Annotated in this window: 18 protein-coding genes, 1 tRNA gene and 1 pseudogene; 15 read left to right on the plus strand and 5 right to left on the minus strand. The window is 67.1% G+C overall.

Annotation, left to right across the window (positions count from 1 at the left end; genetic code table 11):
- Both K4G64_RS28740 and K4G64_RS28745 read right to left on the minus strand, forming a co-directional pair.
- Positions 1–1032, minus strand: a complete 1032-nt coding sequence (locus tag K4G64_RS28740) for an adenosine deaminase (RefSeq protein WP_221758890.1) — start codon at positions 1030–1032, stop codon at positions 1–3.
- A gap of 131 nt (positions 1033–1163) precedes the next feature.
- A complete protein-coding gene (locus tag K4G64_RS28745; protein ID WP_190902040.1) occupies positions 1164–2390 on the minus strand; it encodes a pyridoxal phosphate-dependent aminotransferase in 1227 nt (408 codons plus the stop codon).
- A 306-nt stretch (positions 2391–2696) separates the two neighbouring features.
- Between K4G64_RS28745 and K4G64_RS28750 the strand changes: the two genes are divergently transcribed.
- The 15 genes from K4G64_RS28750 (at position 2697) to tuf (ending at position 21453) form a co-directional block, all read left to right on the plus strand.
- Positions 2697–2769, plus strand: a tRNA-Trp gene (locus K4G64_RS28750).
- A gap of 108 nt (positions 2770–2877) precedes the next feature.
- Positions 2878–3162 (plus strand): preprotein translocase subunit SecE, encoded by a 285-nt coding sequence (secE, locus tag K4G64_RS28755; protein ID WP_030839741.1) that lies wholly within the window; start codon positions 2878–2880, stop codon positions 3160–3162.
- A gap of 80 nt (positions 3163–3242) precedes the next feature.
- Positions 3243–4067, plus strand: coding sequence for a transcription termination/antitermination protein NusG (gene nusG, locus K4G64_RS28760; protein WP_221758891.1), 825 nt, complete (start codon positions 3243–3245; stop codon positions 4065–4067).
- A gap of 166 nt (positions 4068–4233) precedes the next feature.
- Positions 4234–4668: a 50S ribosomal protein L11 gene (rplK, locus tag K4G64_RS28765; protein WP_003992325.1), complete on the plus strand. Its 435-nt coding sequence runs from the start codon at positions 4234–4236 to the stop codon at positions 4666–4668.
- Between the two features lie 77 nt (positions 4669–4745).
- Positions 4746–5471 (plus strand): 50S ribosomal protein L1, encoded by a 726-nt coding sequence (rplA, locus tag K4G64_RS28770; RefSeq protein WP_031102571.1) that lies wholly within the window; start codon positions 4746–4748, stop codon positions 5469–5471.
- Between the two features lie 128 nt (positions 5472–5599).
- Positions 5600–6457, plus strand: coding sequence for a hypothetical protein (locus tag K4G64_RS28775; RefSeq protein ID WP_221758892.1), 858 nt, complete (start codon positions 5600–5602; stop codon positions 6455–6457).
- A 418-nt stretch (positions 6458–6875) separates the two neighbouring features.
- Positions 6876–7406 carry a 50S ribosomal protein L10 gene (gene rplJ / locus K4G64_RS28780; RefSeq protein WP_189591512.1) on the plus strand — a complete coding sequence of 177 codons (531 nt, stop codon included), beginning with the start codon at positions 6876–6878 and terminating at the stop codon, positions 7404–7406.
- A 114-nt stretch (positions 7407–7520) separates the two neighbouring features.
- The gene (rplL, locus tag K4G64_RS28785) at positions 7521–7904 is read left to right on the plus strand and encodes a 50S ribosomal protein L7/L12 (protein WP_031141278.1); all 384 of its coding nucleotides are present in this window, start codon (positions 7521–7523) and stop codon (positions 7902–7904) included.
- A gap of 571 nt (positions 7905–8475) precedes the next feature.
- The gene (gene rpoB / locus K4G64_RS28790) at positions 8476–11961 is read left to right on the plus strand and encodes a DNA-directed RNA polymerase subunit beta (protein WP_030839719.1); all 3486 of its coding nucleotides are present in this window, start codon (positions 8476–8478) and stop codon (positions 11959–11961) included.
- Between the two features lie 94 nt (positions 11962–12055).
- Positions 12056–15979, plus strand: coding sequence for a DNA-directed RNA polymerase subunit beta' (locus K4G64_RS28795; protein WP_221758893.1), 3924 nt, complete (start codon positions 12056–12058; stop codon positions 15977–15979).
- A 331-nt stretch (positions 15980–16310) separates the two neighbouring features.
- Complete coding sequence (locus K4G64_RS28800; RefSeq protein WP_221758897.1) at positions 16311–16775, plus strand: DUF1707 and DUF4190 domain-containing protein; 465 nt, start codon at positions 16311–16313, stop codon at positions 16773–16775.
- A gap of 319 nt (positions 16776–17094) precedes the next feature.
- A complete protein-coding gene (rpsL, locus tag K4G64_RS28805; RefSeq protein WP_003948652.1) occupies positions 17095–17466 on the plus strand; it encodes a 30S ribosomal protein S12 in 372 nt (123 codons plus the stop codon).
- 2 nt (positions 17467–17468) lie between these two features.
- On the plus strand, positions 17469–17939 hold the full coding sequence (gene rpsG, locus K4G64_RS28810; protein WP_003992340.1) for a 30S ribosomal protein S7: 471 nt from the start codon (positions 17469–17471) through the stop codon (positions 17937–17939).
- 39 nt (positions 17940–17978) lie between these two features.
- A complete protein-coding gene (gene fusA / locus K4G64_RS28815) occupies positions 17979–20105 on the plus strand; it encodes an elongation factor G (RefSeq protein ID WP_221758894.1) in 2127 nt (708 codons plus the stop codon).
- A 154-nt stretch (positions 20106–20259) separates the two neighbouring features.
- Complete coding sequence (gene tuf / locus K4G64_RS28820) at positions 20260–21453, plus strand: elongation factor Tu (RefSeq protein WP_016434619.1); 1194 nt, start codon at positions 20260–20262, stop codon at positions 21451–21453.
- 126 nt (positions 21454–21579) lie between these two features.
- Here the strand turns inward: tuf and K4G64_RS28825 are convergent, their stop codons facing one another.
- From K4G64_RS28825 to K4G64_RS40575, 3 genes and pseudogenes are all read right to left on the minus strand, one after another.
- Complete coding sequence (locus K4G64_RS28825; RefSeq protein ID WP_221758895.1) at positions 21580–21837, minus strand: hypothetical protein; 258 nt, start codon at positions 21835–21837, stop codon at positions 21580–21582.
- A complete protein-coding gene (locus tag K4G64_RS28830; RefSeq protein ID WP_221758896.1) occupies positions 21834–22181 on the minus strand; it encodes a hypothetical protein in 348 nt (115 codons plus the stop codon). Before K4G64_RS28830 ends, K4G64_RS28825 begins: the two co-directional genes overlap by 4 nt.
- An 86-nt stretch (positions 22182–22267) precedes the next feature.
- A pseudogene (locus K4G64_RS40575) lies at positions 22268–22387 on the minus strand (helix-turn-helix domain-containing protein); the annotation flags it as partial.

Below are 22387 nucleotides of genomic sequence, written 5' to 3' on the forward strand. Positions count from 1 at the left end.
CTACGACGCCAACCAGTCGTCCACCCCCGCCAGCAGCTTCGTCTTCACATCCTCCGGCGCCGCCGACCCCCGCACCGACTGCCGAGCCACCTCCGCCAACTCCGCATCCGTGAACTCGTGATGCCGCCGAGCGATCTCGTACTGCGCCGCAAGACGCGACCCGAACAGCAACGGATCGTCCGCGCCCAGCGCCAACGGCACCCCCGCCTCGAACAACGTCCGCAGCGGCACGTCCTCCGGCTTCTCGTACACCCCCAGCGCCACGTTCGACGCCGGACACACCTCGCACGTCACCTGTCGGTCCGCCAGCCGCTTCATCAGCCGCGGATCCTCCGCCGCCCGCACCCCGTGCCCCACCCGGTTCGCCCCCAGGTCGTCCAGGCAGTCCCGCACCGACGACGGCCCCGCGAGCTCACCCCCGTGCGGCGCCGACAGCAACCCGGCCTCACGCGCGATCCCGAACGCCCGGTCGAAGTCCCGCGCCATCCCCCGACGCTCGTCGTTCGACAGCCCGAACCCGACGACCCCCCGGTCCGCGTACCTCGTCGCCAGCCGCGCCAGCGTCCGCGCGTCCAGCGGGTGCTTCATCCGGTTCGCCGCGACCAGCACCCGCATCCCGAGCCCGGTCTCCCGCGACGTCGTCTCCACCGCGTCGAGGATGACCTCCAGCGCCGGAATCAGCCCGCCCAGCCGCGGCGCGTACGACGTCGGGTCGACCTGGATCTCCAGCCACCCCGACCCGTCCCGCAGATCCTCCTCCGCGGCCTCCCGCACCAGCCGCTGGATGTCCTCCGGCTCCCGCAGGCACGAGCGCGCCGCGTCGTACAGCCGCTGGAAGCGGAACCAGCCCCGCTCGTCCGTCGCCCGCAGTCTCGGCGGCTCCCCGCCGACCAGGGCCTCGGTCAGCGCGTCGGGCAACCGCACCCCGTACTTGTCGGCCAGTTCCAGCACGGTCGAGGGGCGCATCGACCCGGTGAAGTGCAGGTGCAGATGGGCCTTCGGCAGCTCAGAGACATCACGTACACGCTCCATCCCAAGATCCTGCCGCACGCCCCGGCCGTCCCGGTAGCCGTTTCCCCTTTCGTGGTCTTGCTCGCACAAACAAATGGGGCACATACCGAACCCGGTATGTGCCCCATGCCGCGGGAGCGGCGAAGCGGACGTCAGTCCCGCGCCTCCGCCAGCAGCTTCTGGATCCGGCTCACACCCTCGACCAGATCCTCGTCACCCAGCGCGTACGACAGCCGCAGGTACCCGGGCGTACCGAACGCCTCACCCGGCACCACCGCGACCTCGGACTCCTCCAGGATCAGCGCGGCGAGCTCGACCGTGTCCTTGGGCCGGCGGCCCCGGATCTCCTTGCCGACCAGGGCCTTCACCGACGGGTAGGCGTAGAACGCGCCCTCCGGCTCCGGGCAGACCACGCCGTCGATCTCGTTCAGCATCCGCACGATGGTCTTGCGCCGCCGGTCGAACGCCTCACGCATCTTCGCGACGGCGTCCAGCTCACCGGAGACGGCGGCCAGCGCGGCCGCCTGGGCGACGTTGGACACGTTCGACGTGGCGTGCGACTGCAGGTTGGTCGCCGCCTTGACGACGTCCTTCGGGCCGATGATCCACCCGACACGCCAGCCGGTCATCGCGTACGTCTTGGCGACACCGTTGACCACGACGCACTTGTCGCGCAGCTCCGGCAGCACCGCAGGCAGCGACACGGCGGAGGCGCCGCCGTAGACGAGGTGCTCGTAGATCTCGTCGGTCATCACCCACAGGCCGTGCTCGACGGCCCAGCGGCCGATGGCCTCGGTCTCCTGCTCGCTGTAGACCGCGCCGGTCGGGTTGGACGGTGAGACGAAGAGGACGACCTTCGTCTTCTCCGTGCGCGCCGCCTCCAGCTGCTCGACGGACACCCGGTAGCCGGTCGTCTCGTCGGCGACGACCTCCACCGGGACACCCCCGGCCAGCCGGATCGACTCGGGGTACGTCGTCCAGTACGGCGCGGGCACGATGACCTCGTCGCCCGGGTCGAGGATCGCGGCGAAGGCCTCGTAGATGGCCTGCTTGCCACCGTTGGTGACCAGGATCTGCGACACGTCGGGCTCGTAGCCGGAGTCCCGCAGCGTCTTCGCGGCGATGGCGGCCTTCAGCTCGGGCAGGCCGCCGGCCGGCGTGTAGCGGTGGTACTTCGGGTTCTTGCAGGCCTCGATCGCGGCCTCGACGATGTAGTCCGGGGTGGGGAAGTCGGGCTCACCGGCGCCGAAGCCGATCACCGGCCGCCCTGCGGCCTTGAGGGCCTTGGCCTTGGCGTCCACGGCGAGGGTGGCGGACTCGGAGATCGCGCCGACTCGGGCGGAGACCCGGCGCTCGGTGGGAGGGGTTGCAGCGCTCATGGGGCCCATCGTTTCAGACCGGAAACGCGCGCGGCACGGGGGTTTCACAGACTGAACAACGTCGGGCAAACCCTTGAACAACAGTGCGGATCACCCGCGCGGCCTGGGCGATCTTCAGCGGATTCACGTCAATCCGCCCCCGTTTCCGGAGGCGATCTTGCGCCAACGGGCCCTCCCGCGGGCCCTTTCTGTTCGACGACCGGCCGCCGAGCACGTACACTCTCACCTCGTTGGCCTCTCGCAGGCCGCGCCCGTTCGGTGCACACCAAGCATTCGGATGGATGCGGTACGTTGGGTGGCACACAAAGGGTCGTAGCTCAATTGGTAGAGCACTGGTCTCCAAAACCAGCGGTTGGGGGTTCAAGTCCCTCCGGCCCTGCTACACACACCTTCGCCAGGATGTGTGCGCATGTACGTACAGCACTGCACCGCCGTGCGGCTCAGACCGGGCGCGGCACGGCCACGACCCGGAATCAGGTGAGGACGAGTGACGGACGCCGTGGGCTCCATCGACATGCCTGATGCCCAGGACGAGGCGCCGGAGTCCAAGAAGACTCGCAAGGGCGGCAAGCGCGGCAAGAAGGGCCCGCTCAAGCGGCTCGCCCTCTTCTACCGTCAGATCGTCGCGGAACTGCGCAAGGTCGTCTGGCCGACGCGCAACCAGCTGACGACCTACACGACCGTGGTGATCATCTTCGTCGTCATCATGATCGGCCTGGTCACCGTGATTGACTATGGGCTCAGCAACGCCGCCAAGTACGTGTTCGGCTGAGCAGTCCGCGAAGAGCGCCGAGGTACCCGGCGCTCCTTTCGCATGTTCCACCCCTATGTATCCAGGAAGAAGCAGCCACCGTGTCTGACCCGAACGTGAACGACGCCATCGAGCCTGTCGAGTCCGTCGAGGACGAGCTCGACATCGTCGAGGGCGCGGACAGCGAGGACACCGAGGCCTCCTCCGAGGTCGAGGCTGCCGACGCCGTCGCGGACGACACCGCCGAGGCGGAGACCGAGGACGCCGAAGAGGCCGCGGAAGAACTCGAGGAAGAGCCCGAGGACGACCGCGACCCGATCGAGAAGCTCCGCGAGGAACTGCGGGTCCTGCCCGGCGAGTGGTACGTCATCCACACCTACGCCGGCTACGAGAACCGCGTGAAGACCAACCTCGAGCAGCGCGCCGTCTCGCTGAACGTCGAGGACTACATCTTCCAGGCCGAGGTGCCGCAGGAAGAGGTCGTCCAGATCAAGAACGGCGACCGCAAGACGATCAAGCAGAACAAGCTCCCGGGCTACGTCCTCGTCCGCATGGACCTGACGAACGAGTCCTGGGGCGTCGTCCGCAACACCCCCGGCGTCACCGGCTTCGTGGGCAACGCCTACGACCCGTACCCGCTGACCCTGGACGAGATCGTCAAGATGCTCGCCCCCGAGGCCGAGGAGAAGGCCGCCCGCGAGGCCGCCGAGGCCGAGGGCAAGCCGGCTCCGCAGCGCAAGGTCGAGGTCCAGGTGCTGGACTTCGAGGTCGGCGACTCGGTCACCGTCACCGACGGCCCGTTCGCGACGCTGCAGGCGACCATCAACGAGATCAACCCCGACTCGAAGAAGGTCAAGGGCCTCGTCGAGATCTTCGGGCGCGAGACGCCGGTCGAGCTCTCCTTCGACCAGATCCAGAAGAACTGACTTCCGGATTCACCGCTTCCGCGCAGGTCAGGCGATCGCTCGAGCGTCCGCCTGACCTGCGCGGTTTTTGGCCGCGCATCTATACCCGTTATCGTTGTGCGGTATGCCTGCGTCCGGGTGGTCCCCGTACGCGGGCAGGACCCGAATCGAAAGGACCCGGAGAGCTATGCCTCCCAAGAAGAAGAAGGTCACGGGGCTCATCAAGCTCCAGATCCAGGCCGGTGCCGCCAACCCGGCCCCGCCGGTCGGCCCCGCGCTGGGTCAGCACGGCGTGAACATCATGGAGTTCTGCAAGGCCTACAACGCCGCGACCGAGTCGCAGCGTGGCTGGGTGATCCCGGTGGAGATCACGGTCTACGAGGACCGTTCCTTCACCTTCATCACCAAGACGCCGCCGGCCGCGAAGATGATCCTGAAGGCCGCGGGCATCGAGAAGGGCTCCGGCGAGCCGCACAAGACCAAGGTCGCGAAGATCACGCGTGACCAGGTCCGTGAGATCGCCACGACCAAGATGCCCGACCTCAACGCCAACGACCTGGACGCCGCCGAGAAGATCATCGCCGGCACCGCCCGCTCCATGGGCGTCACGGTCGAGGGCTGAGCCCCAACCACCACCAGCAGTAGTGGCGGGGCCTGCTCGGCCCGGACCACGACTCCTAAGAATCCACAGGAGCAGTAGTGAGCAAGCGCAGCAAGTCCCTTCGCGCTGCGGACGCCAAGGTCGACCGGGAGAAGCTCTACGCCCCGCTCGAGGCCGTCCGTCTCGCCAAGGAGACCTCCACGACCAAGTTCGACGGCACCGTCGAGGTCGCCTTCCGCCTGGGTGTCGACCCGCGCAAGGCCGACCAGATGGTCCGTGGCACCGTGAACCTTCCGCACGGCACCGGTAAGACCGCCCGGGTCCTGGTCTTCGCGACCGGTGACCGTGCCGAGGCCGCGCGTGCCGCGGGCGCCGACATCGTCGGCGCCGACGAGCTGATCGACGAGGTGTCGAAGGGCCGTCTGGACTTCGACGCCGTCGTCGCCACCCCGGACCTCATGGGCAAGGTCGGCCGCCTCGGCCGGGTGCTCGGTCCGCGTGGTCTGATGCCGAACCCGAAGACCGGTACCGTCACCCCCGACGTCACCAAGGCCGTCACCGAGATCAAGGGCGGCAAGATCGAGTTCCGCGTCGACAAGCACGCGAACCTGCACTTCATCATCGGCAAGACGTCGTTCGACGACACCAAGCTGGTGGAGAACTACGGCGCGGCCCTGGAGGAGATCCTCCGTCTGAAGCCGTCCGCCGCCAAGGGTCGCTACATCAAGAAGGCCGCCATCAGCACCACGATGGGCCCCGGCATTCCGGTCGACTCCAACCGCACCCGCAACCTCCTCGTCGAGGAGGACCCGGCTGCGGTCTGAGCCTGACGGCTCACCCAACCGGTCACGGGCCCCGCACCTCTTACAGGTGCGGGGCCCGTTCCCTTTTCCGGTACGTACGCCGGTGGCCTGGGTTAACGTGCGGGAACCGGATGCGAACGGGGGGACGTATGCAGGGCTCGACCGTGCGCCGCGTGGGCCTGGTGCTCGCGGTGGCGACCGCGCTGACGGGGGTGGCCGCCTGCACGTCCCAGGACTCCTCCGACGGCGCCGGCCAGGACGACCGGGCCCCGCGCGGGCGCACCCTCGCGGTCCTGCGCTCCGCCGAACGCGCCACCGAACACGCCGCGTCCGCCCGGGTCGAGTCCACGACCACCATGGGCTCGCTGATGTCCATGAGCGCCGACGGCACCCTCGGCTGGAACGACGGCATCACCGGCACCCTCACCATCACGTACACCGGCGGCACCGTGGCCGACACCATGCGCCGCCTCGGCACCACCTCGATGGAGGCCCGCTACCTGCCCGACGCGTACTACGCGCGCATGGGCGAGAAGTTCGCGGAGAAGGCGGGCGGCAAGCGGTGGATCCGGTACGCCTACGAGGACCTCGAGGCCCTCGCCGGCGGCTCGGGCGGCCACCTCGGCGACCGGATGCGCAGCACCACGCCCAACCAGTCCGTGAAGCTCCTGCTGTCCTCGGGCGACGTCAGGAAGGTCGGCCGGGAAACCGTGCGCGGCCGGTCTGCCACGCACTGGTCCGGCACCGTCGCGGCGGCCGACATCGCCGACGCCGGCCTGCGCAAGCAGCTCACCGAGGCCGGTGTGACCACCGAGACCGTCGACATCTGGATCGATGAGCGGAACCTGCTGGTCAAGAAGGTCGAGAAGGCACGGACGGCCACGGGCCTGATGACACAGACGGCGCACTACGCCGACTACGGCGCGACCGTCCGGGCCGAGCGCCCGCCGCGGTCCGACACCGGGGACTTCGACGACCTGATGCGCAAACAGACCGGCAAGCCCTGAGGCCCCGTTCATTGATGCTCCTCCTGCCCGAGCCGGTCACCGTCACGGCCCCGCTGACCAAGGAGGTCGCGGACCTCGGCGAGATGTTCAAGGAGCTGGGGCAGGGCTGAACCGCCCCGCGCTGATCAGCCGTACGGGCGGATTTGCTTGACGGCGATCCGTTCCCGTACTCTCCTACAGAAGCCAAAGACCGCTGGTCGTTACCGCGTGCTCATCAGAGGGCGCGGTGGCCGAAGGATCCGCTGAACGGCGGACGACCCGCGCAGGTGACACTGGAGAAGCTCCCGGAGCCCACCGCCTCGTGCGTGTGTGAAACCGGTCGAGCTACGCCCCGTGCGCTTGCGCCGGGGCGTTTCGTTTTCCCCAGTCCTCCTTCGGGTCCGCGCGGTCCGACACACCCGGAAGGAGGCCGAGGCTCATGGCGAGGCCTGACAAGGTCGATGCCGTCGAGGAGATGCGGGAGAAGTTCCGCAACTCCAACGCTGCCGTCGTTACCGCGTACACCGGTCTCACCGTCGCGCAGCTCCAGCAGCTGCGTCGTTCACTCGGTGAGAACGCTCAGTACCGTGTGGCGAAGAACACGCTGACCAAGATTGCGGCCAACGAGGCCGGGATCACGACGCTGGACGACCTCTTTGCGGGTTCGTCGGCCGTCGCCTTCGTGACCGGTGACCCGGTCGAGGCGGCGAAGGGTCTCCGTGACTTCGCCAAGGACAACCCCAACCTCGTCATCAAGGGCGGCGTCCTTGACGGCAAGGCGTTGTCCGCCGATGAGATCAAGAAGCTTGCGGACCTCGAGTCCCGCGAGGTTCTGCTCTCCAAGCTGGCGGGTGCCTTCAAGGGCAAGCAGTCCCAGGCTGCTCAGCTCTTCCAGGCGCTTCCCTCGAAGCTCGTCCGCACCGTGGACGCGCTCCGTGCCAAGCAGGACGAGCAGGGCGGTGCCGAGTAACTCGGCTCGCATCCCGGCCGCCGCTGCCTGAACGCGGCGACCGTCGCGGGCCGAACGTACGCCCGCCTCACATGTACATCCGGCACCTGCCGAATTAGTGGAAGGACCGCCATCATGGCGAAGCTCAGCCAGGAAGACCTGCTCGCGCAGTTCGAGGAGATGACCCTCATCGAGCTCTCCGAGTTCGTGAAGGCGTTCGAGGAGAAGTTCGACGTCACCGCCGCCGCGGCCGTCGCCGTCGCCGGCCCGGCCGGCCCGGCCGCCCCGGCCGAGGCCGCCGAGGAGCAGGACGAGTTCGACGTCATCCTCACGGGTGCCGGCGACAAGAAGATCCAGGTCATCAAGGTCGTGCGTGAGCTGACCTCCCTGGGTCTGAAGGAGGCCAAGGACCTCGTGGACGGCGCCCCGAAGCCCGTTCTCGAGAAGGTCGCCAAGGACGCCGCCGAGAAGGCCGCCGAGTCCCTCAAGGGCGCCGGCGCCTCCGTCGAGGTCAAGTAACACCCTCGGATCCGTCAGGATCCACAACACGTCCCGCTGGACGTGTAACGCGTAAGCGCGGAAGAGCGATCATCCATCCGGGTGGTCGCTCTTCGGCGTTCTCGGGGGCGGGCCGCGGTTGCCTTGAAGCCCCGGTGACGGGGGGTATGGTGATCTTCGTCGTGTCTCCGGGCGGCCCCGGATCGGGCAGAGGGGCCTTGACGAACCGCACGCAGCGCGCAATTCTCAGGACGCGTCGTCACAGGATCCGAATCCGAGGCATGGATCGGCGACGAAGAGGGCAGTACTAACGTGCGTTGAGGGCAGCGCCTTGTCGCAGGAGTGGAACAACGAGGGTGAACACGGGTTCCAGGACCCGCACTGGACATCAGTGTGCCAAGTGGCTACACTGACCCTTTGCGCTGCCTGTTAGCTGTCCCCTGCCCGTCACCAGGGGTCTGCCCTCGCCCGAGCATCGATGACAAGACATGTTTGACCTGGCCTTTCGGCCCTGTCGGCACAGCTTGTCTCCATGTACGGGAGAGGGGCCGGTACGCGCGTAGTGAGTCCGAGCCCTCGGAAGGACCCCCTCTTGGCCGCCTCGCGCAACGCCTCGACCGCGAATACGAACAACGCCGCCAGCACTGCCCCGCTGCGCATCTCTTTTGCAAAGATCAAGGAGCCTCTCGAGGTTCCGAACCTGCTCGCGCTGCAGACCGAGAGCTTCGACTGGCTGCTCGGCAACACCGCCTGGCAGAGTCGGGTCGAGGAGGCTCTCGAGAACGGTCAGGACGTCCCCACCAAGTCCGGGCTCGAGGAGATCTTCGAGGAGATCTCCCCGATCGAGGACTTCAGCGGGTCGATGTCGCTGACCTTCCGCGACCACCGCTTCGAGCCGCCGAAGAACTCCATCGACGAGTGCAAGGACCGCGACTTCACGTACGCGGCCCCGCTCTTCGTCACCGCTGAGTTCACGAACAACGAGACCGGCGAGATCAAGTCCCAGACGGTCTTCATGGGCGACTTCCCGCTCATGACGAACAAGGGCACCTTCGTCATCAACGGCACCGAGCGTGTCGTGGTGTCGCAGCTCGTCCGTTCGCCCGGTGTCTACTTCGACTCCTCCATCGACAAGACGTCCGACAAGGACATCTTCTCCGCCAAGATCATCCCGTCCCGGGGTGCCTGGCTGGAGATGGAGATCGACAAGCGCGACATGGTCGGTGTGCGCATCGACCGCAAGCGCAAGCAGTCCGTCACCGTCCTGCTCAAGGCGCTCGGCTGGACCACCGAGCAGATCCTCGAGGAGTTCGGCGAGTACGAGTCGATGCGCGCCACCCTGGAGAAGGACCACACCCAGGGCCAGGACGACGCGCTGCTCGACATCTACCGCAAGCTGCGTCCGGGCGAGCCCCCCACGCGTGAGGCCGCGCAGACGCTGCTCGAGAACCTCTACTTCAACCCCAAGCGCTACGACCTGGCCAAGGTCGGCCGCTACAAGGTCAACAAGAAGCTGGGTGCGGACGCTCCGCTGGACGCGGGCATCCTGACCGTCGAGGACATCATCTCGACGATCAAGTACCTGGTGAAGCTGCACGCGGGCGAGACCGAGACGGTCGGCGACAGCGGTACGAACATCGTCGTCGAGACCGACGACATCGACCACTTCGGCAACCGCCGTCTGCGCAGCGTCGGCGAGCTCATCCAGAACCAGGTCCGTACGGGTCTGGCGCGTATGGAGCGTGTCGTCCGCGAGCGGATGACGACCCAGGACGTCGAGGCGATCACGCCGCAGACCCTGATCAACATCCGGCCGGTCGTCGCCTCCATCAAGGAGTTCTTCGGCACCAGCCAGCTGTCGCAGTTCATGGACCAGAACAACCCGCTGTCGGGTCTCACCCACAAGCGCCGTCTGTCGGCTCTTGGCCCGGGTGGTCTCTCCCGTGAGCGGGCCGGCTTCGAGGTCCGTGACGTGCACCCCTCGCACTACGGCCGCATGTGCCCGATCGAGACGCCCGAAGGCCCGAACATCGGTCTGATCGGCTCGCTCGCCTCCTACGGCCGGGTCAACGCGTTCGGTTTCGTGGAGACCCCGTACCGCAAGGTGTTCGAGGGCCAGGTCACCGACGAGGTCGACTACCTGACCGCCGACGAGGAGGACCGCTTCGTCATCGCGCAGGCCAACGCGCAGCTGACGGACGACCTCCGCTTCGCCGAGGCCCGGGTGCTGGTCCGCCGTAAGGGCGGCGAGGTCGACTACGTCACCGGCGAGGACGTGGACTACATGGACGTCTCGCCGCGCCAGATGGTGTCGGTCGCGACCGCCATGATCCCCTTCCTCGAGCACGACGACGCCAACCGTGCCCTCATGGGCGCGAACATGATGCGTCAGGCCGTGCCGCTGATTAAGTCCGAGTCCCCGCTCGTCGGCACCGGCATGGAGTACCGCTCCGCGGTCGACGCCGGCGACGTGGTCAAGGCCGAGAAGCCCGGTGTGGTCCAGGAGGTCTCCGCGGACTACATCACCACCGCCAACGACGACGGCACGTACATCACGTACCGGCTGGCCAAGTTCGCCCGCTCCAACCAGGGCACCTCGGTCAACCAGAAGGTCATCGTCAACGAGGGCGACCGGATCATCGAGGGCCAGGTCCTGGCCGACGGTCCGGCCACCCAGAACGGCGAGATGGCGCTGGGCAAGAACCTGCTCGTGGCGTTCATGCCGTGGGAGGGTCACAACTACGAGGACGCGATCATCCTGTCGCAGCGCCTCGTGCAGGACGACGTCCTCTCCTCGATCCACATCGAGGAGCACGAGGTCGACGCCCGTGACACCAAGCTCGGCCCCGAGGAGATCACCCGGGACATCCCGAACGTCTCCGAGGAGGTCCTCGCCGACCTCGACGAGCGCGGCATCATCCGCATCGGTGCCGAGGTCGTCGCCGGTGACATCCTCGTCGGCAAGGTCACGCCCAAGGGTGAGACCGAGCTGACCCCGGAGGAGCGCCTGCTGCGCGCCATCTTCGGTGAGAAGGCCCGTGAGGTCCGTGACACCTCGCTGAAGGTCCCGCACGGCGAGATCGGCAAGGTCATCGGCGTCCGCGTCTTCGACCGCGAGGAGGGCGACGAGCTTCCCCCCGGTGTGAACCAGCTGGTGCGCGTCTACGTCGCGCAGAAGCGCAAGATCACCGACGGTGACAAGCTCGCCGGCCGCCACGGCAACAAGGGCGTCATCTCGAAGATCCTGCCGATCGAGGACATGCCGTTCCTGGAGGACGGCACCCCGGTCGACATCATCCTCAACCCGCTCGGTGTGCCGTCCCGAATGAACCCGGGTCAGGTCCTGGAGATCCACCTCGGCTGGCTCGCCAGCCGCGGCTGGGACGTCTCCGGCCTCGCGGACGACTGGGCGCAGCGCCTGCAGGCCATCGAGGCCGACCAGGTCGCGCCGGGCACCAACGTCGCCACCCCCGTCTTCGACGGTGCGCGTGAGGACGAGCTGGCCGGTCTGCTGAACCACACCATCCCGAACCGCGACGGCGAGCGCATGGTGCTCCCGACCGGTAAGGCGCCGCTGTTCGACGGCCGCTCCGGCGAGCCGTTCCCGGAGCCGATCTCGGTCGGCTACATGTACATCCTCAAGCTGCACCACCTGGTCGACGACAAGCTGCACGCCCGGTCGACCGGTCCGTACTCGATGATCACCCAGCAGCCGCTGGGTGGTAAGGCCCAGTTCGGTGGCCAGCGCTTCGGTGAGATGGAGGTGTGGGCGCTGGAGGCTTACGGCGCCGCGTACGCCCTCCAGGAGCTGCTGACCATCAAGTCCGACGACGTGACCGGCCGCGTGAAGGTCTACGAGGCCATCGTCAAGGGCGAGAACATCCCCGAGCCCGGCATCCCCGAGTCCTTCAAGGTGCTCATCAAGGAGATGCAGTCCCTGTGCCTCAACGTGGAGGTGCTGTCCTCGGACGGCATGTCCATCGAGATGCGCGACACCGACGAGGACGTCTTCCGCGCTGCGGAGGAGCTTGGCATCGACCTGTCCCGGCGCGAGCCGAGCAGCGTCGAAGAGGTCTGACGGGAGTCCGGAGGCCTTCGTCATGAAGGCCTCCGGCCCCAGGACCCCCGTATCAGACCCCATGACTTACAACCCTGAGAGGGATTGACGCATAGTGCTCGACGTCAACTTCTTCGACGAGCTCCGGATCGGTCTGGCCACCGCTGACGACATCCGTCAGTGGAGCCACGGCGAGGTCAAGAAGCCCGAGACGATCAACTACCGCACGCTCAAGCCCGAAAAGGACGGACTCTTCTGCGAGAAGATCTTCGGTCCGACCCGGGACTGGGAGTGCTACTGCGGCAAGTACAAGCGTGTCCGCTTCAAGGGCATCATCTGTGAGCGGTGTGGCGTCGAGGTCACCCGCGCCAAGGTGCGCCGTGAGCGGATGGGCCACATCGAGCTGGCCGCGCCGGTCACGCACATCTGGTACTTCAAGGGCGTGCCGTCGCGTCTGGGCTACCTGCTCGACCTGGCCCCCAAGGACCTCGAGAAGGTCATCTACTTCGCGGCGTACATGATCACGTACGTCGACGAGGAGCGCCGTACGCGCGACCTGCCCTCGCTGGAGGCCCACGTCTCCGTCGAGCGTCAGCAGATCGAGCAGCGCCGCGACGCCGACCTCGAGGCCCGCGCCAAGAAGCTCGAGACCGACCTGGCCGAGCTGGAGGCCGAGGGCGCCAAGGCCGACGTGCGCCGCAAGGTGCGCGAGGGTGCCGAGCGCGAGATGAAGCAGCTGCGCGACCGTGCGCAGCGCGAGATCGACCGCCTCGACGAGGTGTGGAACCGCTTCAAGAACCTCAAGGTCCAGGACCTCGAGGGCGACGAGCTGCTCTACCGCGAGCTGCGTGACCGCTTCGGCACGTACTTCGACGGCTCGATGGGTGCCGCGGCGCTGCAGAAGCGCCTGGAGTCCTTCGACCTCGACGAGGAGGCCGAGCGCCTCCGCGAGATCATCCGTACCGGCAAGGGCCAGAAGAAGACCCGTGCGCTCAAGCGCCTGAAGGTCGTCTCCGCGTTCCTGCAGACCAGCAACAGCCCCAAGGGCATGGTGCTCGACTGCGTGCCGGTCATCCCGCCGGACCTCCGCCCGATGGTGCAGCTGGACGGTGGCCGCTTCGCGACCTCCGACCTGAACGACCTGTACCGCCGTGTGATCAACCGGAACAACCGCCTGAAGCGCCTTCTCGACCTCGGTGCGCCCGAGATCATCGTGAACAACGAGAAGCGCATGCTCCAGGAGGCCGTCGACGCGCTGTTCGACAACGGCCGTCGTGGTCGCCCGGTCACCGGTCCCGGTAACCGCCCGCTGAAGTCCCTCAGCGACATGCTGAAGGGCAAGCAGGGTCGCTTCCGTCAGAACCTGCTCGGTAAGCGTGTGGACTACTCCGCGCGTTCCGTGATCGTCGTCGGTCCGCAGCTCAAGCTGCACCAGTGCGGTCTGCCGAAGGCGATGGCGCTGGAGCTCTTCAAGCCGTTCGTGATGAAGCGCCTGGTGGACCTGAACCACGCGCAGAACATCAAGAGCGCCAAGCGCATGGTCGAGCGCGGCCGCACGGTCGTGTACGACGTGCTGGAAGAGGTCATCGCGGAGCACCCGGTTCTGCTGAACCGTGCGCCCACGCTGCACCGCCTCGGCATCCAGGCCTTCGAGCCGCAGCTGGTCGAGGGCAAGGCCATCCAGATCCACCCGCTCGTCTGCACCGCGTTCAACGCGGACTTCGACGGTGACCAGATGGCCGTGCACCTGCCGCTGTCCGCGGAGGCGCAGGCCGAGGCCCGCATCCTGATGCTGTCCTCGAACAACATCCTCAAGCCGGCCGACGGCCGCCCGGTGACGATGCCGACCCAGGACATGGTCCTCGGTCTGTTCTTCCTCACCACCGACGGCGAGATGCGCGACCTCAAGGGTGAGGGCCGTTCCTTCGCCTCGGTCGCCGAGGCGATCATGGCCTTCGACGCGGGCGAGCTGTCGCTCCAGTCGAAGATCGACGTCCGCTTCCCGGTCGGCACCATCCCGCCGCGTGGCTGGACCCCGCCGGCGCGTGAGGAGGGCGCTGCATCCGATGGCGGCTCCGCCGCGGGCGAGTGGCAGCAGGGTGACCCCTTCCGGCTGAACACCACCCTGGGCCGTGCGCTCTTCAACGAGCTGCTGCCCGAGGACTACCCGTTCGTCGACTACGAGGTCGGCAAGAAGCAGCTCTCCGAGATCGTCAACGACCTCGCCGAGCGCTACCCCAAGGTCATCGTGGCGGCGACGCTCGACAACCTGAAGGCGGCCGGCTTCTTCTGGGCGACCCGCTCCGGCGTGACCGTGGCCATCTCCGACGTCGTCGTTCCCGAGGCGAAGAAGGAGATCGTCAAGGGCTACGAGGCGCAGGACGAGAAGGTCCAGAAGCAGTACGAGCGCGGTCTGATCACCAAGGACGAGCGCACGCAGGAGCTCATCGCGATCTGGACCAAGGCGACCAACGAGGTCGCCGAGGCGATGAACGACAACTTCCCGAAGACCAACCCGATCTTCATGATGGTGAACTCGGGTGCACGAGGCAACATGATGCAGATGCGTCAGATCGCCGGTATGCGTGGTCTGGTGTCGAACGCGAAGAACGAGACGATCCCGCGTCCCATCAAGGCCTCCTTCCGTGAGGGCCTGTCCGTGCTGGAGTACTTCATCTCCACGCACGGTGCCCGTAAGGGTCTGGCGGACACCGCTCTGCGTACCGCCGACTCGGGTTACCTCACGCGTCGTCTGGTCGACGTCTCCCAGGACGTCATCATTCGCGAGGAGGACTGCGGCACCGAGCGCGGTCTGCGTCTGAAGATCGCCGACCGGAACGCCGAGGGCGCGCTGATCAAGACGGAGGACGTCGAGACCTCCGTGTACGCGCGCTGCCTCGCCGAGGACATCGTGGTCGAGGGACAGGTGCTGGCCCCGGCCGGCACCGACCTGGGCGACGTCCTCATCGAGGAGCTCGTGCAGCGTGGCGTCGAGGAGGTCAAGACCCGCTCGGTTCTGACCTGCGAGTCCGCCGTCGGTACCTGCGCGATGTGCTACGGCCGTTCGCTGGCCACCGGCAAGCTGGTCGACATCGGTGAGGCGGTCGGCATCATCGCCGCGCAGTCCATCGGTGAGCCCGGTACCCAGCTGACGATGCGTACCTTCCACACCGGTGGTGTGGCCGGTGACGACATCACCCAGGGTCTGCCGCGTGTCGTCGAGCTCTTCGAGGCCCGTACCCCGAAGGGTGTCGCCCCGATCTCCGAGGCTTCCGGCCGTGTGCGGATCGAGGAGACCGAGAAGACCAAGAAGATCGTCGTCACCCCGGACGACGGCAGCGACGAGACGGCCTACCCGATCTCGAAGCGTGCCCGTCTTCTGGTCAGCGAGGGCGAGCACGTCGAGGTGGGCCAGAAGCTCACCGTGGGTGCCACGAACCCGCACGACGTGCTGCGCATCCTGGGTCAGCGTGCCGTCCAGGTCCACCTGGTCGGCGAGGTCCAGAAGGTCTACAACTCGCAGGGTGTGTCGATCCACGACAAGCACATCGAGATCATCATCCGGCAGATGCTGCGCCGCGTGACGATCATCGAGTCCGGCGACGCCGAGCTGCTGCCCGGCGAGCTGGTCGAGCGCTCGAAGTTCGAGACCGAGAACCGTCGTGTGGTCCAGGAGGGCGGTCACCCGGCCTCCGGTCGTCCGCAGCTGATGGGTATCACCAAGGCCTCGCTGGCGACGGAATCCTGGCTGTCGGCCGCCTCCTTCCAGGAGACGACCCGAGTCCTGACGGACGCGGCGATCAACGCCAAGTCCGACAGCCTCATCGGCCTCAAGGAGAACGTCATCATCGGTAAGCTCATCCCGGCCGGTACGGGTCTGTCCCGCTACCGCAACATCCGGGTCGAGCCGACCGAGGAGGCCAAGGCCGCGATGTACTCGGCCGTCGGCTACGACGACATCGACTACTCGCCGTTCGGCACGGGCTCCGGCCAGGCCGTTCCGCTGGAGGACTACGACTACGGTCCGTACAACCAGTAAGCGAGTCGCTTGAGTCGAAGGGCGGTCATCCTGCGGGGTGGCCGCCCTTCGGCGTTGCGTGGGCCGGTGTGCCGCATGGGACCGGCCAGGACGCCGCTCCGGCGGGCCTTCAGCGCGTCCAGGCGTATGGCGGAGATGCGGGGCCGTGTACCCGCGCCAGGGGGCGTATGTCGGCCGTCCGGCCGACATACGACGCCCTGCCGTCGACGCACCGGTGCCGGAAACCCCCGCTTCGGCGCATCATGGAAGGACTCCGGCACCCGGGAGGTGCTCCGTGTCGCAGCCGCACTATCCGTCCTGGCAGCCCTGGCAGGGTCCTGGTGCTCCCTCGATGCTCGCGTCGCATGCCGATCGGGAGCGGGCCGTGGACGTGCTCAGAGCCGGGTACGGCGAGGGGCGGATGGATCAGGGCGAGTTCGAGAAGCGGGTCGGGCGGGCGTACGCGGCGCGGACCGTGGGGGAGCTGGCGCTGCTCGTCGCCGATCTGCCGCAGGGGCCGATGCCGCAGCCGGCCTCGGTCGTGCCCGTGCCGACGACCTTCATGCCGGTGCCGCGGGCGCGGACCAACGGGAAGGCCGTCGCGGCCGGGGTGTGCGGGCTGCTGTGCGTGCCGACGATGGGGCTCACCGGGATCCCGGCGGTGGTGCTGGGGCATGTGGCCCGGGCCGAGATCCGCAGCCGGGGAGAGCTGGGGGACGGGCTCGCGCTGACCGGTCTGGTGCTCGGGTGGTTGTCCACGGCGGGCTGGGCACTCGTTCTGGTGTTGCTCACGGTGGTGTCCGTCGTAGCATCGTGAAGGTGTGCATTTCGGACACGGGCCGCCGAATCGAAGATCGACAACGGCTCGGGGGCTTGACATGTCCCGCATGGCGATGCGGGCGGTGCCCATTTGTTTTGACCGCAGCGAATGCGGTAGGTACGCTCAGACCTTGTGCCTGGGGTGTGCCCTGGCTCGCGTGTGTGCCATGAACCGCACGGCGAGCTGACACCGGCCACCGTAATCTGCGCAGTTTCTGCCTCGCGGCGGGAGTCCGCGGGTTCGACACACCCGACCGCGTGGGTCGGCGACGTTCCAGGTTAGCTTCACCATTCGGCACACAGAAACCGGAGAAGTAGTGCCTACGATCCAGCAGCTGGTCCGGAAGGGCCGGCAGGACAAGGTCGAGAAGAACAAGACGCCCGCACTCGAGGGTTCCCCTCAGCGCCGGGGCGTCTGCACGCGTGTGTTCACGACCACCCCGAAGAAGCCGAACTCGGCCCTGCGTAAGGTCGCGCGTGTGCGTCTGACCAGCGGGATCGAGGTCACCGCTTACATTCCGGGTGAGGGACACAACCTGCAGGAGCACTCCATCGTGCTCGTGCGCGGCGGCCGTGTGAAGGACCTGCCGGGTGTTCGCTACAAGATCATCCGTGGCTCCCTCGACACCCAGGGTGTCAAGAACCGCAAGCAGGCCCGTTCCCGCTACGGCGCCAAGAAGGAGAAGTAAGAATGCCTCGTAAGGGCCCCGCCCCGAAGCGCCCGGTCATCATCGACCCGGTCTACGGTTCTCCTCTGGTCACGTCGCTCATCAACAAGGTGCTGCTGAACGGCAAGCGCTCCACCGCCGAGCGCATCGTCTACGGCGCCATGGAGGGTCTGCGTGAGAAGACGGGCAACGACCCGATCATCACGCTGAAGCGCGCGCTGGAGAACATCAAGCCGACCCTCGAGGTCAAGTCCCGCCGTGTCGGTGGTGCGACGTACCAGGTTCCGATCGAGGTCAAGCCCGGTCGCGCCAACACGCTCGCGCTGCGCTGGCTGGTCGGCTACTCCCGCGCCCGTCGCGAGAAGACGATGACCGAGCGCCTGCTCAACGAGCTTCTCGACGCGTCCAACGGCCTCGGTGCCGCTGTGAAGAAGCGCGAGGACACCCACAAGATGGCCGAGTCCAACAAGGCCTTCGCGCACTACCGCTGGTAGTCGCTACCCACATCGAGACCGAGAGAAGACTGAAGCCTTATGGCTACCACTTCACTTGACCTGGCCAAGGTCCGCAACATCGGGATCATGGCCCACATCGACGCGGGCAAGACGACCACCACCGAGCGGATCCTGTTCTACACCGGTGTGTCTTACAAGATCGGTGAGGTCCACGACGGCGCTGCCACCATGGACTGGATGGAGCAGGAGCAGGAGCGTGGCATCACGATCACGTCTGCTGCGACCACCTGTCACTGGCCGCTCGAGGACAACGACTACACCATCAACATCATCGACACCCCGGGTCACGTCGACTTCACCGTCGAGGTGGAGCGCTCCCTGCGTGTGCTCGACGGTGCCGTGACGGTGTTCGACGGTGTCGCCGGTGTCGAGCCGCAGTCCGAGACGGTGTGGCGTCAGGCCGACCGTTACGGCGTGCCCCGCATCTGCTTCGTGAACAAGCTGGACCGTACCGGCGCCGAGTTCCACCGCTGCGTGGACATGATCTCGGACCGCCTGGGCGCCCAGCCGCTGGTCATGCAGCTGCCGATCGGTGCCGAGGCGGACTTCAAGGGCGTCATCGACCTCGTGACGATGAAGGCCCTGGTCTGGTCGGCCGAGGCGACCAAGGGCGAGATGTACGACACCGTCGACATCCCGGACACCCACGCCGAGGCTGCCGAGGAGTACCGCGGCAAGCTGCTCGAGGCCGTCGCCGAGAACGACGAAGAGCTGATGGAGCTGTACCTGGAGGGCACCGAGCCCACCGTGGAGCAGCTCTACGCCGCGATCCGTCGTATCACCATCGCGTCCGGCAAGGGCGGCGGCACCACCGTCACCCCCGTGTTCTGCGGCACCGCGTTCAAGAACAAGGGCGTTCAGCCCCTGCTCGACGCGGTCGTGCGCTACCTGCCGACTCCGCTCGACGTCGAGGCCATCGAGGGCCACGACGTCAAGGACCCGGAGAAGGTCGTCGCGCGCAAGCCGTCGGAGGACGAGCCCCTCGCCGCGCTGGCGTTCAAGATCATGAGCGACCCGCACCTCGGCAAGCTCACCTTCGTCCGCGTGTACTCCGGCCGCCTCCTGTCCGGCACCGCCGTGCTGAACTCGGTGAAGGGCAAGAAGGAGCGCATCGGCAAGATCTACCGCATGCACGCGAACAAGCGTGAGGAGATCGAGTCGGTGGGCGCCGGCGACATCGTCGCCGTGATGGGTCTCAAGCAGACCACCACGGGTGAGACGCTGTCCGACGACAAGAACCCGGTCATCCTGGAGTCCATGGACTTCCCGGCGCCGGTCATCCAGGTCGCCATCGAGCCCAAGTCGAAGGGCGACCAGGAGAAGCTGGGCGTCGCGATCCAGCGCCTCGCCGAGGAGGACCCGTCGTTCCAGGTCCACTCGGACGAGGAGACGGGCCAGACCATCATCGGCGGTATGGGCGAGCTGCACCTCGAGGTGCTGGTCGACCGTATGCGCCGTGAGTTCAAGGTCGAGGCCAACGTCGGCAAGCCGCAGGTCGCCTACCGTGAGACGATCCGCAAGGCCGTCGAGCGCGTGGACTACACCCACAAGAAGCAGACCGGTGGTACCGGTCAGTTCGCCAAGGTGCAGATCGCGATCGAGCCGATCGAGGGCGGCGACGCCTCGTACGAGTTCGTGAACAAGGTGACCGGTGGTCGTATCCCGAAGGAGTACATCCCTTCGGTGGACGCCGGTGCGCAGGAGGCCATGCAGTTCGGCATCCTCGCCGGCTACGAGATGACCGGCGTGCGCGTCACCCTGATCGACGGTGGCTACCACGAGGTCGACTCCTCCGAGCTGGCGTTCAAGATCGCCGGTTCGCAGGCCTTCAAGGAGGCCGCGCGCAAGGCCAGCCCCGTGCTGCTCGAGCCGATGATGGCCGTCGAGGTCACCACGCCCGAGGACTACATGGGTGAGGTCATCGGCGACATCAACTCCCGCCGTGGTCAGATCCAGGCCATGGAGGAGCGGGCCGGTGCCCGTGTCGTGAAGGGCCTCGTGCCCCTCTCGGAGATGTTCGGCTACGTCGGAGACCTCCGCAGCAAGACGTCGGGTCGCGCAAGCTACTCGATGCAGTTCGACTCCTACGCCGAGGTTCCCCGGAACGTCGCCGAGGAGATCATCGCGAAGGCCAAGGGCGAGTAACGCACCGCGTCTACACGCCGTAGGCTTGACTCCGGTGCTCGAGGGGCATTCCGTCGCAATCGCGGCGCGAATGCCCCGAGGCCCGGGCTTTCCAGCAAAGATCACCTGGCGCCGATGAGTAAGGCGTACCAGAACCACTCTCAGGAGGACCCCAGTGGCGAAGGCGAAGTTCGAGCGGACTAAGCCGCACGTCAACATCGGCACCATCGGTCACATCGACCACGGTAAGACGACCCTCACGGCCGCCATTACCAAGGTGCTGCACGACGCGTACCCGGACCTGAACGAGGCCTCGGCCTTCGACCAGATCGACAAGGCTCCTGAGGAGCGCCAGCGCGGTATCACCATCTCCATCGCGCACGTCGAGTACCAGACCGAGACGCGTCACTACGCCCACGTCGACTGCCCCGGTCACGCGGACTACATCAAGAACATGATCACGGGTGCGGCGCAGATGGACGGCGCCATCCTCGTGGTCGCCGCCACCGACGGCCCGATGCCGCAGACCAAGGAGCACGTGCTCCTGGCCCGCCAGGTCGGCGTTCCGTACATCGTCGTCGCCCTGAACAAGGCCGACATGGTGGACGACGAGGAGATCCTGGAGCTCGTCGAGCTCGAGGTCCGTGAGCTCCTCTCCGAGTACGAGTTCCCGGGCGACGACCTGCCGGTCGTCAAGGTCTCGGCGCTCAAGGCCCTCGAGGGCGACAAGGAGTGGGGCAACTCCGTCCTCGAGCTGATGAAGGCCGTCGACGAGAACATCCCGCAGCCCGAGCGTGACGTCGACAAGCCGTTCCTGATGCCGATCGAGGACGTCTTCACGATCACCGGTCGTGGCACCGTCGTCACCGGTCGTATCGAGCGTGGTGTCCTCAAGGTCAACGAGACCGTCGACATCGTGGGCATCAAGCCGGAGAAGACCACCACCACGGTCACCGGCATCGAGATGTTCCGCAAGCTGCTCGACGAGGGCCAGGCCGGTGAGAACGTCGGTCTGCTCCTCCGTGGCATCAAGCGCGAGGACGTCGAGCGCGGCCAGGTCATCATCAAGCCGGGCTCGGTCACCCCGCACACCGAGTTCGAGGCGCAGGCCTACATCCTGTCCAAGGACGAGGGTGGCCGCCACACGCCGTTCTTCAACAACTACCGCCCGCAGTTCTACTTCCGTACGACGGACGTGACCGGCGTGGTGACCCTCCCCGAGGGCACCGAGATGGTCATGCCGGGTGACAACACCGAGATGAAGGTGGAGCTCATCCAGCCCGTCGCCATGGAGGAGGGCCTGAAGTTCGCCATCCGTGAGGGTGGCCGGACCGTGGGTGCCGGCCAGGTCACCAAGATCAACAAGTAAGTCCTCGGACTGGCTTGAAGGTCTACTGACCTGAGTGGCTCGAAGGGGCCCGTACGACTTCGGTCGTGCGGGCCCTTTTGCGTTGTCGCGCAACGGGCGCCGGCGAGCTGCGTTTCGTGTGGCGAGTCAGAAGCCCAGGTACGTGATCTGGACGACGTAGATCCGCTCGCTGCGGACGACGACCTGATACGTGAACATGCCGCCGGGGACGATGACGTCGCCGCCCTTAGGGTCGACGCCGTCATGCGCCTGTCCGTGAATGTGCAGGGCTTCGGCGGCCCTGACCAGCTCATCCGCCTTGCGTTCCACCTCGGCGAGGAAGCCGATGGGAGCGGTTCGGGCCACTTCCTCCGCGCCGAAGGCGTACTCCCATTTCCAGCTCACTCGCGGACCGCGTTCATGGCTTCGTCCAGGACGGCGCTCAGTTCACGCAGGGCCTCTTGGGCGATGGCAGGGTCCTCGTGCTCCAGGTTGCTCTTCGCGCGGGCGTAGCGGGCGGACAGGTCGGGACGCCGGGCGATCTCGATGTCGCGGGCCCAAGCCAACACCCAGCTCTGCACCGGGCTGAGGGACTGCCACTCCACCGCCTTGGCGAAGGCGTCGTCCTTTGTGGCCTGCATCTCTTCCAGGCGAGCCGGATCGACGGCGGCGAGGGCGGCGCGCAAGGCGTCAGGAGTGTGCTGGGGGCGGGGGGCCAGCTCATGTCCGTGGTCGGCCTGAGTGCTCATCGTGTCCACCTCCAGGGAGTGCCCCGGCCAGGCTATCCCGGCCGGGTGGCAGGGGAGCGGGGCAACGTGAGCGCCAGTTGCTCTCCTCATGCGCCCTCCAGGAGTTCGGTTCGACTGGCGCGGCAGTCGCGGCACCGGCCGGGTTCCGGGGCGCGGAACGCGCGGTCGCAGCCGTCGCAGGTCTGGAGGGGGTGCCGGGTGGGAGG

Origin of the sequence: Streptomyces sp. WAC04114 (genome assembly GCF_019733245.1) — a bacterium.
In the GTDB taxonomy this organism is placed as follows: Bacteria; Actinomycetota; Actinomycetes; order Streptomycetales; family Streptomycetaceae; genus Streptomyces; species Streptomyces massasporeus_A.

What these genes read in the sequence shown, in the direction of transcription:
- K4G64_RS28740 (WP_221758890.1), bottom strand. Translation starts at nt 1,032, where the DNA reads ATGGAGCGTGTACGTGATGTCTCTGAGCTGCCGAAGGCCCATCTGCAC.
- K4G64_RS28745 (WP_190902040.1), bottom strand. Translation starts at nt 2,390, where the DNA reads ATGAGCGCTGCAACCCCTCCCACCGAGCGCCGGGTCTCCGCCCGAGTC.
- rplK (WP_003992325.1), top strand. Translation starts at nt 4,234, where the DNA reads ATGCCTCCCAAGAAGAAGAAGGTCACGGGGCTCATCAAGCTCCAGATC.
- K4G64_RS28775 (WP_221758892.1), top strand. Translation starts at nt 5,600, where the DNA reads ATGCAGGGCTCGACCGTGCGCCGCGTGGGCCTGGTGCTCGCGGTGGCG.
- rplJ (WP_189591512.1), top strand. Translation starts at nt 6,876, where the DNA reads ATGGCGAGGCCTGACAAGGTCGATGCCGTCGAGGAGATGCGGGAGAAG.
- rplL (WP_031141278.1), top strand. Translation starts at nt 7,521, where the DNA reads ATGGCGAAGCTCAGCCAGGAAGACCTGCTCGCGCAGTTCGAGGAGATG.
- K4G64_RS28800 (WP_221758897.1), top strand. Translation starts at nt 16,311, where the DNA reads ATGCTCGCGTCGCATGCCGATCGGGAGCGGGCCGTGGACGTGCTCAGA.
- rpsG (WP_003992340.1), top strand. Translation starts at nt 17,469, where the DNA reads ATGCCTCGTAAGGGCCCCGCCCCGAAGCGCCCGGTCATCATCGACCCG.
- fusA (WP_221758894.1), top strand. Translation starts at nt 17,979, where the DNA reads ATGGCTACCACTTCACTTGACCTGGCCAAGGTCCGCAACATCGGGATC.
- K4G64_RS28830 (WP_221758896.1), bottom strand. Translation starts at nt 22,181, where the DNA reads ATGAGCACTCAGGCCGACCACGGACATGAGCTGGCCCCCCGCCCCCAG.